The organism is Caballeronia zhejiangensis (assembly GCF_000698575.1).
GTDB classification, from domain to species: domain Bacteria; phylum Pseudomonadota; class Gammaproteobacteria; order Burkholderiales; family Burkholderiaceae; genus Caballeronia; species Caballeronia zhejiangensis.
Map to the genome: position 1 here is coordinate 153,596 of NZ_JFHD01000005.1, position 15,448 is coordinate 169,043.

At 64.2% G+C, this 15,448-nt stretch carries 13 protein-coding genes; 8 read left to right on the forward strand and 5 right to left on the reverse strand.

Annotation, left to right across the window (positions count from 1 at the left end):
• Positions 1-48: 48 nt before the first annotated feature.
• Together BG60_RS10125 and BG60_RS10130 are read right to left on the reverse strand one after the other, a co-directional pair.
• Positions 49-1,404 (reverse strand): ABC transporter ATP-binding protein, encoded by a 1,356-nt coding sequence (locus tag BG60_RS10125; protein WP_033536675.1) that lies wholly within the window; start codon positions 1,402-1,404, stop codon positions 49-51.
• 12 nt (positions 1,405-1,416) lie between these two features.
• The gene (locus tag BG60_RS10130; protein ID WP_008350803.1) at positions 1,417-3,180 is read right to left on the reverse strand and encodes an ABC transporter permease; all 1,764 of its coding nucleotides are present in this window, start codon (positions 3,178-3,180) and stop codon (positions 1,417-1,419) included.
• 726 nt (positions 3,181-3,906) lie between these two features.
• Between BG60_RS10130 and BG60_RS10135 the strand changes: the two genes are divergently transcribed.
• Both BG60_RS10135 and BG60_RS10140 read left to right on the forward strand, forming a co-directional pair.
• Complete coding sequence (locus BG60_RS10135; RefSeq protein WP_034471417.1) at positions 3,907-5,592, forward strand: sensor domain-containing diguanylate cyclase; 1,686 nt, start codon at positions 3,907-3,909, stop codon at positions 5,590-5,592.
• 120 nt (positions 5,593-5,712) lie between these two features.
• Positions 5,713-5,976: a hypothetical protein gene (locus BG60_RS10140; RefSeq protein ID WP_008350806.1), complete on the forward strand. Its 264-nt coding sequence runs from the start codon at positions 5,713-5,715 to the stop codon at positions 5,974-5,976.
• 31 nt (positions 5,977-6,007) lie between these two features.
• Here the strand turns inward: BG60_RS10140 and BG60_RS10145 are convergent, their stop codons facing one another.
• Positions 6,008-7,348 (reverse strand): ATP-binding protein, encoded by a 1,341-nt coding sequence (locus BG60_RS10145; protein WP_008350808.1) that lies wholly within the window; start codon positions 7,346-7,348, stop codon positions 6,008-6,010.
• The gene (locus tag BG60_RS10150) at positions 7,332-8,054 is read right to left on the reverse strand and encodes a response regulator (RefSeq protein ID WP_008350810.1); all 723 of its coding nucleotides are present in this window, start codon (positions 8,052-8,054) and stop codon (positions 7,332-7,334) included. Before BG60_RS10150 ends, BG60_RS10145 begins: the two co-directional genes overlap by 17 nt.
• Before the next feature lie 245 nt (positions 8,055-8,299).
• On the opposite strand from BG60_RS10150, the gene BG60_RS10155 reads away from it, so the two are divergent.
• Positions 8,300-8,896, forward strand: coding sequence for a Spy/CpxP family protein refolding chaperone (locus tag BG60_RS10155; protein ID WP_034471310.1), 597 nt, complete (start codon positions 8,300-8,302; stop codon positions 8,894-8,896).
• Between the two features lie 69 nt (positions 8,897-8,965).
• On the opposite strand, the gene BG60_RS10160 is transcribed toward BG60_RS10155, so the two are convergent.
• Positions 8,966-9,664, reverse strand: a complete 699-nt coding sequence (locus BG60_RS10160) for a pirin family protein (RefSeq protein WP_008350815.1) — start codon at positions 9,662-9,664, stop codon at positions 8,966-8,968.
• A 355-nt stretch (positions 9,665-10,019) separates the two neighbouring features.
• On the opposite strand from BG60_RS10160, the gene BG60_RS10165 reads away from it, so the two are divergent.
• The 5 genes from BG60_RS10165 to BG60_RS10185 all read left to right on the forward strand — a co-directional run bounded on the left by BG60_RS10165 (position 10,020) and on the right by BG60_RS10185 (position 15,394).
• Positions 10,020-10,706 (forward strand): ABC transporter permease, encoded by a 687-nt coding sequence (locus tag BG60_RS10165; RefSeq protein WP_008350817.1) that lies wholly within the window; start codon positions 10,020-10,022, stop codon positions 10,704-10,706.
• A gap of 27 nt (positions 10,707-10,733) precedes the next feature.
• Entirely contained in the window at positions 10,734-11,447 is a 714-nt protein-coding gene (locus BG60_RS10170; RefSeq protein WP_008350819.1) for an ABC transporter permease, read from the forward strand.
• A gap of 25 nt (positions 11,448-11,472) precedes the next feature.
• Positions 11,473-12,252 carry an ABC transporter ATP-binding protein gene (locus BG60_RS10175; protein ID WP_008350821.1) on the forward strand — a complete coding sequence of 260 codons (780 nt, stop codon included), beginning with the start codon at positions 11,473-11,475 and terminating at the stop codon, positions 12,250-12,252.
• Between the two features lie 550 nt (positions 12,253-12,802).
• Positions 12,803-13,951, forward strand: a complete 1,149-nt coding sequence (locus tag BG60_RS10180) for a porin (protein ID WP_034471419.1) — start codon at positions 12,803-12,805, stop codon at positions 13,949-13,951.
• 333 nt (positions 13,952-14,284) lie between these two features.
• Positions 14,285-15,394, forward strand: a complete 1,110-nt coding sequence (locus BG60_RS10185) for a porin (protein WP_008350824.1) — start codon at positions 14,285-14,287, stop codon at positions 15,392-15,394.
• Positions 15,395-15,448: the final 54 nt, after the last annotated feature.

The window sequence follows — 15,448 nt, forward strand, 5'->3', positions numbered from 1 at the left end:
GCGCCGTCGCCGGCAACCGCGCTTCACGTGCTCGCATCCACAGGAAACTCAAGCCTCCACGTCCTCCAGGCTCAGCATCTCGGTCTGATCGTTGTACGAGAAAATTTCCCCGTAGCGGCCCCAGTCGATAACCGCATCGAGCGTTTCCTGCGCGGCCTTGTCGGAGAGAAAGTCCTCCAGTTCCTGCTCGAAGCGCAAGCGCGGCGCGCGATGCCCAGGCCGCTCGTTCAGCACCTTCTTGATCCGCGCCGCCAGCGGCACGTGCCGCAGCAGATGCTCCGCGAACATCATCTTGCGCTCCTGCGTGCCGAACTCCGCGAACACGCGCGCCTGCGGCGTCAGATAGATGTCGCCCTCGCGCACGTCCGCGAAACCGAGATGTTGCAGCACTTCCGCGATCGGGAAGAGATCGTCCACTTCGAGATGCAGCGACCGCGCGATTTCCGGCATGTCCGCGCGGCCGTGGTACGGCTCGGCCGCGAGCGTTTCGATGAGACCCGCCATCAGGTTCGTCGAGACTTCGGGCAGCCAGCTTCCCAACTCCAGCCCCTTCTTCTTCGCTTCGCCCATCTGCCGCGCGGTCATCTTCGCGTAGATATCGTCGACGAGACGCCGGAACGCCGGATCCAGGCGATTGCGCGGATGCTTGAACGGCACCTTGATCTCGGCCATCACGCGGCCCGGATTCGACGACAGCACGAGAATGCGGTCGCACATGAACACCGCTTCCTCGATGTTGTGCGTGACGATCAGCACCGACTTGATCGGCATGCGCCCTTGCGTCCACAAATCGAGCAGGTCGGTGCGCAGGTTTTCGGCGGTGAGCACGTCGAGCGCGGAGAACGGCTCGTCCATCAACAGCAAGGTCGGATCGACGACCAGTGCCCGTGCGAAACCCACGCGCTGACGCATCCCGCCCGACAATTCACGCGGATACGCGTTCTCGAAGCCGTCGAGACCGATCAGGTCGATCGCGGCCAGCGCGCGCTCGCGCCGCTCGCGCGCGGCCACGCCTTGCGCTTCCAGACCCGCTTCCACGTTCTGCAGTACGGTCAGCCACGGAAACAGCGCGAAGGTCTGAAACACCATCGCGACGCCCTTCGCGGGACCGCGCAACGGCTCGTTCAGATAAGTGACTTCGCCGCCCGTCGGCTCGATCAGCCCGGCGATGATGCGCAAAAGCGTCGACTTGCCCGAGCCCGAACGTCCGAGCAATCCGACGATCTCGCCTTCGCGCAGCGAGAGATTCGCATCGTCGAGCACGAGCAGTTCGCCCTGCGTCTTGTTGAAGCCGCGGCTCACGTTCGCGACGCGCAGGATTTCCGCGCCGAGACGCGGCGGCGTGCCCTGGGGTCGCCGCGAGTCTTGCGCAGCGGACGTCTGCGTAGTTTTCAGGTTCTGCATCGGAACTCGTCCTCAATCCAGCCGGAGTCTTGCTTCGGCGTAGGCGTATAGCGGGCGCCACAACAGTCGGTTGAACAGCGTGACGAACAGCGACATCACGGCGATGCCAAGAATGATTTTCGGATAGTCGCCCGCGGCGGTCGTCTGGGCGATATACGCGCCGAGACCATGCGCGACAACCTCCGTCTTGCCCCACGACACCGCTTCCGCGACGATGCTCGCGTTCCACGCGCCGCCCGAAGCGGTGATCGCGCCGGTGATGTAGTAAGGGAAGATGCCGGGGAGCATGCACTTCTTCCACCACTGCCAGCCGCGAATCTGGAAGTTGGTCGCGGCCTCGCGATAATCGTTCGGGTAGGAAGACGCGCCCGCCACCACGTTGAAAAGGATATACCACTGCGTGCCGAGCACGATCAGCGGCGAGAGCCAGATATCCGGGTTCAGATGCCAGCGCACGATCACGACGACGAACACCGGAAACAGCAGGTTCGCCGGGAACGCGGCTAGGAACTGCGCGAGCGGCTGGATCTTCTCGGCGAGCGCCGGGCGCAGGCCGATCAGCACGCCGAGCGGCACCCAGATCACCGAAGCGATCGCGATCAGCACGACCACGCGCAAGAGCGTGATGAAGCCGAGCACGAACACGTGGCCGACTTCGCTCCACGTGACGCCCGTCGCGACGAACGACGCGACCTTCCACACGACGAACACCGTGACTAGCAGCACGGCCGTGCCCCACGCGATATCGCCCGCGCGCGTGGACGGCACCTTCGCGCGCAGCGGCAGGCCGACGTTTTCCAGCGCGCCCTGCAGCGACGGCAGCTTGATCGGCACGCGCGCCGCCTTCGCGAGAATCCAGCCGGCCGGAACCAGCAGACGATGAATCAGGCGCGTGCGGCGGATCAGGTCGAGCAGCCACGACTTCGGCTCGTCGCCGGAACTCGTGTTCTCCATGCGGAATTTGTCCGCCCACGCGACGAGCGGGCGGAACATCAACTGGTCGTAGGCCAGGATGACGACGGTCATCGCGAGAATCACCCAGCCGATCGCGGAGAGATTGCGCTCGCCGATGGCGGTCGCGAGATACGCGCCGATGCCCGGCAGTACGATCGTGCGGTTGCCGACCGTGATCGCCTCGGAGGCGACCACGAAGAACCAGCCGCCCGACATCGACATCATCATGTTCCAGATGAGGCCCGGCATCGAGAACGGCACTTCGAGCTTCCAGAAGCGCTGCCAGTTGGTGAGATGAAAACCGCGCGAGACTTCGTCCAGATCGCGCGGCACCGTGCGCAGCGACTGATAGAAGCTGAACGTCATGTTCCACGCCTGACTCGTGAAGATCGCGAAGATCGCCGCGCATTCGGCGCCGATCACGCGCCCCGGGAACATGGCGAGGAAGAACGTCACCGTGAACGAGATGTAGCCCAGCACCGGCACCGACTGGAGAATGTCGAGAATCGGCACGAGCACGATCGACGCGCGCCGGCTCTTCGCCGCGAGCGTGCCGTAGATCAGCGTGAAAATGAGCGACGCGACCATCGCCAGCAGCATGCGCAAGGTCGTGCGCAACGCGTATTCGGGGAGATTCGCGGGGTCGAGCGAGATCGCCTGGGTCTGCAGGGTCGAGATCGGCGCCAGGGTCTCGTGGAAACCGACTGCGGCGAGCGCGATGATGCAGATGATCATCGGGAACGCGACGAAATCCCAGCGGTTGGGCAGGATCCGCCACGCCGACGCATTCGCCGTGCGATTCAGATTGAAACCAAATTCCATGCAAGGCCCTCCCCGTAAGGCTTTGTTCCGACCGCGCCGGGCGCGGGATGTTGCTTCCGACGGCAGATAACCGTCAGGCGGGCAAGAAGCCTCTGCCCGGGACGACCCCATGCTCAACGCACGGAGCCGCCGAAACGACGACACGTTCAGCTCGCAGCGCGGCGCCAGGCAGTCGCCGCGTCAGACGATCCCCGTTCTGAACCGCGCGACACTACACCAACCCGCGTGACAGGCACAACCTTCATGCGGTCCGGCACGCGAATCATGCGATGTTTCTGTTGCTCTTCGGCACGGCACGGGCAAAATGAAGGGCAGCCCGCGTCGAATGCGCCCGGCGCTCGTGCTTTCGCTTCCTTTCAGTTTGGCTGCGGCTCGCCGCTATTCGACGAAGAAGCGCCAGCGCGTGCGCCCGGCGCGCGTCCGTTGTGTTGGACAGACGTCGCACGCCGTGACATGGCGCTTGATAGGCGGCAAAAAACATCGTCCAATCTGGGCTTATCACAAACAATAATTTGAGCGCCGATGCGATGCGAGACGCCAGATCCGAGCCGAATAACCGCCTGAGCCGCGCCCGCCGCCCCGTTGCGAGCACAAGCCGGAATACGGCAGACATCACGCGCTGCAATCCACACGCCCGCGTCGACCGCCATGTGCACACCGCGCCGAATGGCCGGCATGGCGCATGCGACCTTTGTCTCGCGTGAACCTCCCATGCGCGCGCGTCCGATGAACAAACTCATCCTGCACCGTGTGATCGCGACGCTCGGCATCGCCGCGTTGGCGTGCGCGTGCTGGGTGGCCGCCGGCTTGTTGTCGGACCGAATGGTACAACAGGAGATGACGGCGACGGTGCGTACCGAGCGTCAGATGGCGGGGTCGATCGTCGACAACATGGCGCAGATCATCGCGAGCGATCTGGCGATGTCGCGCGCCATTCCCGCCACGCTCGCGCAGATGGACCTCACGCAGCGCGCGCTCGCGGAGTCGCGGAATTATGCCTCGAACCCGGCCGGGACGGAACTCGAACGCCGCAAGGACTGGACCGCGCGCCCCGCGCTCGAAAAGGTCAATCACTTCCTGCACGACGCGCAGGGCTTCTCCGGCCTCGACTCGATCTGGCTCGTCAACGAGCGCGGCTTCTGCATTGCGTCGAGCAACGCCGCCGACGACGACAGCTTCATCGGCTACGACATGAGCGCCCGGGGCTATGTCGCCCGCGCGCTGCTCGGCGGCTTCGTCGAGATGTACGGCGTCGGGCGGCTGTCCGGCGAGCCGGGCATCTTCATCGCGGCGCCCGCTTACGAAGACGGCATCCTGGTCGGCGCGGTGATCGCCAAAGTGAGCATCGACCGGCTGCGGCACTGGGTGTCGCGCGCCGGCACCTTCGTGACCGATGAAAACGGCGTCGTCGTGATGGCGCACGACGGCCGGCTCGAATACCAGGCGATGCCCAATGCGCCCATCGCGCGCATGACGGAGCGCGAACGCGTCGAGCACTATCGGCGCGAGTCGTTTCCGGAGCTGCGCATCGCGCACATTGGCGAGCAGATGCGCGCCTCGGAGCACTGGCTCGCGCCCGCGCTCGCGCAAACCTTCTACGCCGCGAACGGCAGCAACGTGCCTTCGCTCTACGACGAGCGCACGGGTCTCAATTCGGGACTGTCGGCGCATATCGTGCATCCGCTCACGAGCTGGCCGGAGATCAGCCGCAATCACAGCCGCGACCGCTTCCTCGTGTTCCTGACGATGCTCGGCGTCGTGACGCTCGCGATCGTGATCGCGACGTCGTATTCGCGTGAGCGGCGCCTGCACCGCGCGACCCGCGATCTCGCTGAACAGCTCCAGTCGGCCAATACGCTGCTTTCGGCCGAAGCGCGCCACGACGCGCTCACCGGCGCCCTCTCGCGCCGCTATTTCCTCGACACGCTGCGTCACGAAGTGGAGCTCGCGCGCTCGGTCGGCACCCCGCTGTCGGTGGCGATCGCGGATCTCGATCACTTCAAGCAGATCAACGACCGCTTCGGGCACGCGTCGGGCGATCGCGCGCTGGAGCATTTCGTCGAAGTGTGCCGTGCGCAGCTTCGTCCGAGCGATGCGATCGGGCGGCTCGGCGGCGAGGAATTCGGCATCCTGCTGCCGCAAACCCCGCTCGCCGACGCGCACGCCGTGCTTGAGCGCCTGCGGAAGCGCTTCCATCACGAGCACTGCGCGCATCTGCCGGACGACGCGGCGCTGTCGGTATCCATCGGCATCACGGAGCTCGCGCCCGACGACGCGCTCGAATGGATTCTCTCGCGCGCCGACCTCGCGCTTTACGAGGCGAAATCGCGCGGGCGCGACCGCAGCGAAGTGCGCCCCGCCGATCCCGGCCCGTCCACCCGGCATCCCGAAGACACGCTGGCCGGCAAGTAGCCGGCCGAACCGGCGCGTCGAGTCACCGCACGGTCATGCGCGTGCCGCGACGCGCACGCATCGCGCAGGTATCATCGATGTTCGAAATCGAATGCCGCTGGCGTGAATCGGGAGGATTGCATGAAGGGAAATCTGGTCATCGTGTGCCGGGATCAGGACGCAGAAACGTTCGACCACCTGCTCGCCGAGTACGGCTCTTTTCAGACGCGGCTGTCGTCGACGACGTGGTTCCTGAAGATCGATCTCGCGCCCGAGGTGATTCAGGAGGAGATTCTCTCGCGCCTCGGCAAGTACACGACGCACTACATCTTCGAGGCGTCGACGGTGACGTACAACACGGTGGACAGCGAAGCGGCGTCCGCGCTCGAAACCCTGTTCGACTGACGCCGCTCCGCCTCTCTGACCGAGCGCGCCGTTACAGCGCGCGCTCTTCGTGCTGCGACCCGGCGCGGCGCTCCTGCACCGGCCGCGTGGCGCTGTCGAACGGAAAGGTCATCGTGACCTGCAATCCGCCGTCGGCACGATTGCCGATCTCGCACTCGCCGCCCGCACGTCGCGCGAGCCGCTCCACGATCGCGAGTCCGAGCCCGCTGTGGCCGCTGCCGCCGCGCGCCGGATCGAGCCGCACGAAAGGCCGGCTCGCCTTGATGAGATCGTCCGGCGCGATGCCCTTGCCGTGATCGGACACCGACAATACCCAGCCCTTGGCTTCCCGCCGCGTCTCGATGACGACCGGCGGCGCGCCGTATGCATGGGCATTATCCAGCAGATTCGACAACAACCGGTCCAGCGACGCCGCCGGCAGCGCGAAAGCGGGCCCCGCTTCGAGCTTCAGGCGGATCGGCTGCGCGTCCGGCGACACCGCGCGATACGCCCGCGCGATCCGCTCGCACTGCTCGTCGACGGGAACCGGCTCGCTGCCGTCCGGGCGGTCGTGCGCGAACACGAGGAACTGGTCGACGATATGCGCCATCGAATCGACATCGCGCACGACGCCGTCGCGCATTTTGTCGTCGTCCATCATTTCGGCGCGCAGACGCAGGCGCGCGAGCGGCGTCTTCAGATCGTGCGCGACGCCTGCAAGCATGACGGCGCGATCGTTCTCCGTCTGCGAGACCTCGCGGACCATCTGATTGAAGCCGTGCGTGAGCTGCCGCAATTCGCGCGGACCGCGCTCCGGCACGGGCGGCGTCGGCTGGCCGCGTCCGAAGCGCCCGACCGCCTGCGCGAGCGCGCGCAGTGGCGACTGCAGCTGCCACGCGCCGAAAAGCGCGGCGAGCACGGCGGTCGAAAAGATCAGCGCGAGCCAGACGAGCATGCGGTCGCGCGAGCGCGGCGGACGCAGCGGCTGCACCGGCACGACGACCCAGCCTGCGTCCTTCGCGCCGTGCACCCAGACGCTCGGCGGGCCGCCGGGCTCGTTGAGACGCACGTCGGTGCCGTCGGGCAGACGGTCTTTCAGATCCTCGACAAAGCGCTGCAGCGGCGGCGGCGTGCCCTCGTCGGGCTGCTTCGGCACGTCCGGGCTATCGAGCGCCACGAGGCGCACGCGCGGCGGCAGCGGTTGATCCGGCGTATTGGCGATGTGCTGGCGCACCGCCTCGACCAGGAACACGGCCTCCTCGACGGCGAAGCGCGTCTGCACGTTATCGCGCTCGAAGCGGATGATCGCGAACCACGCGACATGCGACAACACCAACATGCCGATGACGATGACGACCAGCCGGCCGAACAGCGTGTCAATTGCCCGGCGCATTTTGCTCGCCGTCCGGCACGAACACGTAACCGCGTCCGCGCACCGTCTGGATGAAGCGCGGCGCCGACGGATCGGTTTCCAGGATGCGGCGCAGGCGCCACACCTGCACGTCGATGCCGCGATCGGTGCCGTCGTACTCCGGACCGTGGAGCAGTTCGAGCAGGCGCTCGCGCGTGAGCGTGCGCATCGGGTTGTTCACGAAAATTTTCAGAAGCGCGAATTCGCTGCCCGACAGCGTGAGCGGCCTGTCGTCCTGTTGCAGCGTGCGCGACTGGAAGTCGAGCCTGAAGCGGCCGAACGAATACGGTTCGCGCTGCTCCGGCGCGGCGGACGGAATCGTGCGGCGGCGGCGGAGCACGGCCTGCACCCGCGCGAGCAGTTCGCGCGGATTGAACGGCTTGCCGAGGTAATCGTCCGCGCCGAGTTCGAGGCCGACGATGCGGTCGACGTCGTCCGCGCGTGCGGTCAGCATGATGACGGGGATGTCGTCGCCGGATGCGCGCAATGCTTTGAGCGCGGTCAGCCCGTCGACGCCCGGCATCATCAGGTCGAGCACGATGAGATCGGGCCGCTCGCGTTCGATGCGGCGTTCGAGACCGCCGGCGTCATGCAGCACCGATACCTCGATGCCCTGCCGGACCAGATAGTCGCGCAAAAGGTCGCGCAGTTCGGCGTCGTCGTCGACGACAAGTATTTGCGTAGTCATGGAATGGAGTTTAGCGCGTGCGTCAGACCTCGATTGATGACAGGCCTGCCATAAGGGTTACGGGGTGTTACGACGAAAGCGAGGCGTAAACCTGCGTAACAAGCCTAAACCATGCCGTAACACGCCGTGCACGGCGAACCCCTACGCTGTGTCTCACCGACAAGCGCGAGACCTCCACGCATCAACCCGTACGTCGATGCAGGTTTCGCGGCTTCGGCTTCGAAAACAATCAAGGGAGTACCAAGATGGCCAAGCAATATCGCATCCTCACCGCCGCCGCTGCCGCAATCGCGCTGACGTTCGGCACGGCCTACGCCGCGACGAACGACGCGCCGCCCCCGCCGCCTCCGGGCGGTCCGGCCATGATGGGCGGCCCCGGCGGTCACGGCGGCCACCGCATGGAAATGCGGATGCAGAAGCAGCTGGATGAACTGCACGGCCAGTTGAAGCTGAACGCGGATCAGGAAAAGCTGTGGCAGACCGCGCTCACGACGATGAAGCAGAATCGTCAGGCGATGCGCGAAAGCTTCAGGCAGATGCACGATCAGATGAAGTCGATGGAAAACCAGCCGATCCTCGACCTGAACGCGATGCACGCCGCGCATCAGAAGATCGAGCAGCAGAACGAGCAGTTGCGCGAGCAGACCGCGACCGCGTGGTTGAACTTCTATAACGCGCTGAACGACCAGCAGAAGACGACGGTCAGCACGGCGCTGAAGAAGCACTTCGCGAAGATGCGCGAGCACGAGCAGAAGATGCACGAGCGCTGGGGCAAGCACCGCGGCGGCCCGGACGGCGCACCGGGCGCGGCGGCGGGCGCATCCGCCACGGCCAAGCCGTAAGCCGTCTCGGCGCATGAAAGAAGGCCGCGGAGCATGCGCTCCGCGGCCTTCTTTACATCAGTGGAACGATCAGGCGAGGTCGAACAGCAGCACTTCCGCGTTATCGCCCTTCTCGATCGTCACCTTCGACACGTCTTCGAGCTTCACGGCGTCGCCCGCGCCGAGCGCTTCGCCGTTGACCGTCACCGCGCCGCGCGCCACATGCACATACACGCGGCGGCCCGCCGGCACGTCGAAGTCCGCGCGCTCGTCGCCGTCGAAAAGTCCCGCGAAGATGCGCGCGTTCGCGCCGATCTTCACCGAACCGTCGGTGCCTTCCGGCGATGCGATCACCCGCAGGCGGCCGCGCTTTTCATCGTCGGCGAAGCGCTTTTCCTCATACCCGGGCGCGCCGCCCGGCGCATCCGGAATGATCCAGATTTGCAGGAAGTGCGCGGTGTCCGTCGGCGAACCGTTGAATTCGCTGTGGCGCACGCCGGTGCCGGCGCTCATGCGCTGGACATCGCCGGGACGGATCGTCGAGCCGTTGCCCATGCTGTCGCGATGCGCGAGCGCGCCCTCGAGCACGTAGCTCACGATTTCCATATCGCGATGGCCATGCGCGCCGAAGCCCTGTCCGCCCGCGACGCGGTCCTCGTTGATCACGCGCAGCGCGCCGAAGTGCATGTGCTCGGGATCGTAGTAATCGGCGAAGGAGAAGCTGTGATACGAGTCGAGCCAGCCGTGGTTGGCGTGACCCCGTTCGTTGCTGCGGCGAATCTCGATCATGGTGTTTGCTCCCGCCCAAGGCGTTGTTTTGCGATGGAGAGAATGTAAGGGCGACGCCCTTCCGAAACAACGCGCGCCACGGCACTACATCGTTCCGCTGATGCATGTAATCGGACACATCCTGCTTCGAACTCGCGCCCTGGCCGGCTTCGGGTAAAATACCGCGCTTTTCCGGGCGGCGACGGGTTGGGAACGCCCGCGAGACGCCGGAACGCGCCGCGATGCGCCGGAAAAACGCATCCGAAACGTTGGCAGGGTTAGCAGCAGCGGCTGCTCGCAATTTTGGCCATCTAGAATACCGACCGCCGCGCTCGTCACACTCCATGCACGTCAGGCACCTTACCAAGGAATCACCATGTTGCAAGGCTACGGTCCGCTGATCCTCGCGGGCACCTGGCAGACCGTCAAGCTGGCGGTGCTGTCGCTCGTGTTCGCCTTCGTGATCGGCCTGATCGGCGCGGCGGCGAAGCTGTCGAAGAACCGCGTCGCGTCGGGCGTCGGCACCGTCTACACCACGCTCATCCGCGGCGTGCCCGATCTCGTGCTGATGCTGCTGCTCTTCTACAGCATCCAGATCTGGCTGAATCTCTTCACCGACGCGATGGGCTGGGATCAGATCGACATCGATCCGTTCCTCGCCGGCATTCTGGTGCTCGGCTTCATCTACGGCGCGTATTTCACCGAAACCTTCCGCGGCGCGTTTCTTTCCGTGCCGCGCGGCCAGCTCGAAGCGGGCGCGGCCTACGGCATGACGCCGTGGCAGACCTTCGCGCGCATCATGTTTCCGCAGATGATGCGTTTCGCGCTGCCGGGCATCGGCAACAACTGGCAGGTGATGGTCAAGGCGACGGCGCTCGTGTCGATCATCGGTCTCGCGGACGTCGTCAAGGCCTCGCAGGACGCGGGCAAGGGCACGCTGCGTTTCTTCTTCTTCACGCTGCTCGCGGGCGCGATCTATCTCGCGATCACCACGATCTCGAATCTCGTGCTGATCTGGCTGGAGCGGCGCTATTCCATCGGCGTGCGCAAGGCCGACCTCTAATCGGTCCATTACAGGGCGGCAGGGATCATGATCGAAATCATCCAGGAATACTGGAAGAATTACCTCTTCACCGACGGCTACCGCATCACCGGTCTCGCGATCACGATGTGGCTGCTCGTCATCTCCATCGGCCTCGGCTTTTGTCTTTCGGTGCCGCTCGCGGTCGCGCGGGTGTCGAAGAACAAGCTGCTCTCGCGTTCGGTGTGGCTCTATACCTACGTGTTTCGCGGCACGCCGCTCTATGTGCAGTTGCTGCTCTGCTACACGGGCCTGTATAGCCTCCAGGTCGTGCGCGATCACATGCTGCTTTCCGAGTTCTTCAGAAGCGGGATGAACTGCACGCTGCTCGCGTTCACGCTGAATACGTGCGCCTACACCACCGAGATTTTCGCCGGCGCGATCAAGGCGACGCCCTACGGCGAAATCGAAGCCGCGCGCGCGTATGGCATGTCGAGCTTCACGCTGTATCGGCGCGTGATTCTTCCGTCGGCGTTGCGGCGCGCGCTGCCTTACTACAGCAACGAAGTCATTCTGATGCTGCACGCGACCACCGTCGCGTTCACGGCGACCGTGCCGGACATCCTCAAGATCGCGCGCGATGTCAACTCGGCGACGTATCAGTCGTTCGAGGCGTTCGGCCTCGCCGCCCTGCTCTACCTCTGCATTTCGTTCGCGCTCGTGTGGCTGTTCCGCCGCGCCGAGCATCGCTGGCTCGCTTATTTGCGGCCGCAAGGCAAATAAGTTCACCGCCGCTCAAGGACCGTTCATGATTTCCCAGCAGCACAAGCTTTTCGTCGATGACATTCACAAGCAGTACGGCAGCAACGAAGTTCTCAAGGGCGTGTCGCTGAAGGCGAAGGCCGGCGACGTCATCAGCATCATCGGGTCGTCGGGCTCGGGCAAGAGCACGATGCTGCGCTGTATCAACTTTCTCGAACAGCCGAATCAGGGGCGCATCTTCGTCGACGGGAAAGAAGTCCGCACGATGAAGGACAAGACCGGCGCGCTGAAGGCGGCGGACGCGCAGCAATTGCGGCAGGTTCGCTCGAAACTGTCGATGGTCTTCCAGCACTTCAATCTCTGGTCGCACATGAACGTGCTGGAGAACGTGATCGAGGCGCCCGTCAACGTGCTCGGACTTTCGCGGAAAGAAGCGGAGGAGCGCGCGCGCACCTATCTGGAGAAAGTCGGGCTCGCGCCGCGCGTGGAGAAGCAGTACCCGTCGCATCTGTCGGGCGGGCAGCAGCAGCGCGTGGCCATCGCGCGGGCGCTCGCGATGCATCCCGATGTCATGCTCTTCGACGAGCCGACCTCCGCGCTCGATCCAGAGCTCGTCGGCGAAGTGCTGAAGGTGATGCAGACGCTCGCCGAGGAAGGCCGCACGATGATAGTCGTCACGCACGAGATGGCGTTCGCGCGCAACGTGTCGAACCATGTGGTGTTTCTGCATCAGGGGCGCATCGAGGAAGAAGGCCATCCGGATGCCGTGTTCGGCAACACGAAGAGCGAGCGCCTGAAGCAGTTTCTGTCGGGCAGCCTGAAGTAAGCGATCGCTGCCGGAAGCAGCCTTCCACTCCAAAAAAAGCGTCCGTGAGGCGCTTTTTTTACGCCCGGCCGCAAGGCTTTAGACCTCTTTCGCGCCCTGCCTCGACCTAGCGCCGCGGCGAGCGCCCGTCAATAGGCGACAAACCTGACCCCGAAACTTACATGCCGCTGAAGCCCTGATGGAATAAGGCTTTGCGGCGTATTTCCCATCCTGTGGGTCGACTGCCTAGCACATGGGCATTGCATTTTTGACACAAACGGTCGGCGATCGTCATTTTTCTTTGGCGACCATAACGTAATTTGTTAAATTGGTAACGAAAGTACCAAAACGAAGTACACAAAAAGTAGTTTTACTTCAAAAGTCCAAAAGAAACTGAGGAACGGCACCGATCGACGGATCGGGGTCAGATTCGCGCCCACGACGTGCGAATCGTCACTAGCACTACAGCCCGCGCGTGTCCTTCCTCTGAAAACATTTTCGGTTGGGTGCGCTCGCATCGAACCACACAGCAGCACTTGGGTTCTATTTCTTGACAGGGTTGGAGGAGATGATGAAGAAAGCTTTGCTCGCGTCGGCAGCACTGCTGGCGTTCAGCGCGGGGGCGCACGCTCAGAGCAGCGTGACGCTGTATGGCCGCCTGGACGCGGGGCTCGAATACATGAACGGTGTGCCGACCGGTCCGGCCGGCGCGCCCGCCACCGGCTCTTCGCACCGCTTCAAGGCGGAAAGCGGCGATTGGGGCACGAGCTTGTGGGGTTTGAAGGGCGTCGAAGATCTGGGCGGCGGCTATCGCGCCGTGTTCCAGTTGGAAGGCAGCTTCAACACCATGACGGGTCAAGGCCCGGGCGGCGGCGGCCTCTTCAATCGCTGGGCGACGGTCGGTATCGCGAACAATCAGTTCGGTACGCTGTTGCTGGGTCGTGAACTCTTCATCGCCAACGGCGTATGGGACTTCGATCCGTTCGGTCAGTCGAACTGGTCGTCCGCATCGCTGGTGCGTGGCCGCAACTGGCCGCAGTCGAGCAACAACATTTCGTACCAGTCGCCGAAGTTCGCGGGCTTCGACTTCTACGGTCAGTACTCGCTCTCGAACGCGACGAACTGGAACGGTAACGGCACGACGCCGCAAGGCCGCGAAGCGGGCGCGTACATCACCTATACGACGCCCCTCTTCCAGATTCGCGGTATGTACGACGAAATCCGCAACCCGGCAAACGGTATGCTCGGCGGCGCGTACAACCCGATCGACGGCGGCTCGGGCGGCAACGGCGTCTATGCGTACTCGCGCGAGTACACGGCGATGTTCAACCTGTTCCTCGGTCAGTTCAAGGTACAGGGCGCTTATCAGGCAATCCGCAGCTCGGGCATGACGGGCCAGTTGCCCGGCCAGCCGACCACGCTCGATCACGAATGGGGCGGCGTGACGTGGCAAGCCACGCCGGCAGCAGCGCTGATCGCGGCGGTGTACCACGTCAACGGCAACAACGGCGCGGGTAACGCGACCATCTACACGGTCGGCGGCTCGTACAACCTGTCCAAGCGCACGCTGCTCGACCTGCAGGTTGCGACGGTGCAGAACAGCAAGGCCGCGAACTACGGTCTCAACGCCAACAACTATGGCTCGGCTGCTTCGACGGACAACCCGTTCCCTGGCCACAGCCAGACGGGCGTGTACGCAGGTATCCAGCACTCGTTCTAAGCAACGGGTCTGACAGAAAAGTCTTTTAGAAGGTTTTCACGCTGCTGCGAGAGGCGCGTATCGGTGCGGTGCCCGAAAGGGTATCGCACCGTTTTTTATTGGATCGCGAGACTTTCGGGCGTTTGCAGCTCGGGCATAACGAACGTCGATGCCGACGGTATCCTGCCCGCGCACGACATTTGTCAACTCGGCAACTAAAACTACAAAACCGGGCATCCGACAAAGTAGTTCTACTTCACAATCCCTCCGAATTCGAGAAATGACGCGGATCGCGGCGTGATCGCGATGCCTCGTCATGCACATGTTTTCTTTGACAGCGTTTTGGAGGGGATGATGAAGAAGGTATTGCTCGCGTCGGCAGCACTCATGGCGTTCAGCGCAGCGGCACATGCACAGAGCAGCGTGACGCTGTACGGCCGCATCGACGCGGGACTCGAATACATGAGCGGCGTGCCCGACGGCGCCGGCGGCAGCACGCATCGTTTTCGCGCCGAAAGCGGCGATTGGGGCACGAGCCTGTGGGGCATCAAGGGCGCCGAGGACCTGGGCGGCGGCAACCGCGCCGTTTTCCGGCTGGAAAACGGCTTCAACGCGATGAACGGCCAGGCGCAAGGCAACCTCTTCAATCGCTGGGCGACGGTCGGTATCGCCAACGATCAGTTCGGTACGGTTCTGCTCGGCCGTGAGCTCTTCATCTCGAACGGCATATGGGACTTCGATCCGTTCGGTCAGTCGAACTGGTCGTCGGCATCGCTGGTGCGTGGCCGCAACTGGCCGCAGTCGAGCAACAACATTTCGTATCAGTCGCCGAAGTTCGCGGGCTTCGATTTCTACGGCCAGTACGCGCTGTCCAACGCGACCAACTGGAACGGCAACGGCACCACGCCGCAGGGCCGTCAGGCCGGTGCGCAGATCACCTACACATCGCCGCTGTTTCAGGTGCGCGGCATCTACGACGAGATCCGCAACCCGGCGAACGGCACGCTCGGCGGTGACTACAGCACGGGCAACGGTGCCTACGCCTACTCGCGCGAATACACGGCGATGTTCAACGTGTTCCTCGGCCAGTTCAAGCTGCAGGGCGGCTATCAGGCGATCCGCACGTCCGGCATGACGAACCTGCTGCCCGGCCAGCCGAGCACGCTCGATCACGAATGGGGCGGCGTGACGTGGCAAGCCACGCCGGCAGCGGCGCTGATCGGCGCGGTGTATCACGTGAACGGCAACAACGGCGCGGGCAACGCGACCATCTATTCGGTCGGCGGTTCGTACAACATCTCGAAGCGCACGCTGTTCGACATTCAGATCGCCACGGTGCGCAACAGCAGCACCGCGAACTACGGCCTGAACGCCAACAACTACGGCACGTCGGCGGCGACGGACAACCCGCTCGTCGGACACAGCCAGTCGGGCGTGTACGCGGGCATCCAGCACTCGTTCTGACGCGCCGGTTCGATCCGCAAGACAAAGGGCCGCCGATTCGCATCGGCGGCCCTT

Bases quoted from the DNA above. Each gene is read 5' to 3' on its own strand.
- BG60_RS10125 (WP_033536675.1), bottom strand. From the start codon at position 1,404: ATGCAGAACCTGAAAACTACGCAGACGTCCGCTGCGCAAGACTCGCGG.
- BG60_RS10130 (WP_008350803.1), bottom strand. From the start codon at position 3,180: ATGGAATTTGGTTTCAATCTGAATCGCACGGCGAATGCGTCGGCGTGG.
- BG60_RS10135 (WP_034471417.1), top strand. From the start codon at position 3,907: ATGAACAAACTCATCCTGCACCGTGTGATCGCGACGCTCGGCATCGCC.
- BG60_RS10140 (WP_008350806.1), top strand. From the start codon at position 5,713: ATGAAGGGAAATCTGGTCATCGTGTGCCGGGATCAGGACGCAGAAACG.
- BG60_RS10145 (WP_008350808.1), bottom strand. From the start codon at position 7,348: ATGCGCCGGGCAATTGACACGCTGTTCGGCCGGCTGGTCGTCATCGTC.
- BG60_RS10150 (WP_008350810.1), bottom strand. From the start codon at position 8,054: ATGACTACGCAAATACTTGTCGTCGACGACGACGCCGAACTGCGCGAC.
- BG60_RS10155 (WP_034471310.1), top strand. From the start codon at position 8,300: ATGGCCAAGCAATATCGCATCCTCACCGCCGCCGCTGCCGCAATCGCG.
- BG60_RS10160 (WP_008350815.1), bottom strand. From the start codon at position 9,664: ATGATCGAGATTCGCCGCAGCAACGAACGGGGTCACGCCAACCACGGC.
- BG60_RS10165 (WP_008350817.1), top strand. From the start codon at position 10,020: ATGTTGCAAGGCTACGGTCCGCTGATCCTCGCGGGCACCTGGCAGACC.
- BG60_RS10170 (WP_008350819.1), top strand. From the start codon at position 10,734: ATGATCGAAATCATCCAGGAATACTGGAAGAATTACCTCTTCACCGAC.
- BG60_RS10175 (WP_008350821.1), top strand. From the start codon at position 11,473: ATGATTTCCCAGCAGCACAAGCTTTTCGTCGATGACATTCACAAGCAG.
- BG60_RS10180 (WP_034471419.1), top strand. From the start codon at position 12,803: ATGAAGAAAGCTTTGCTCGCGTCGGCAGCACTGCTGGCGTTCAGCGCG.
- BG60_RS10185 (WP_008350824.1), top strand. From the start codon at position 14,285: ATGAAGAAGGTATTGCTCGCGTCGGCAGCACTCATGGCGTTCAGCGCA.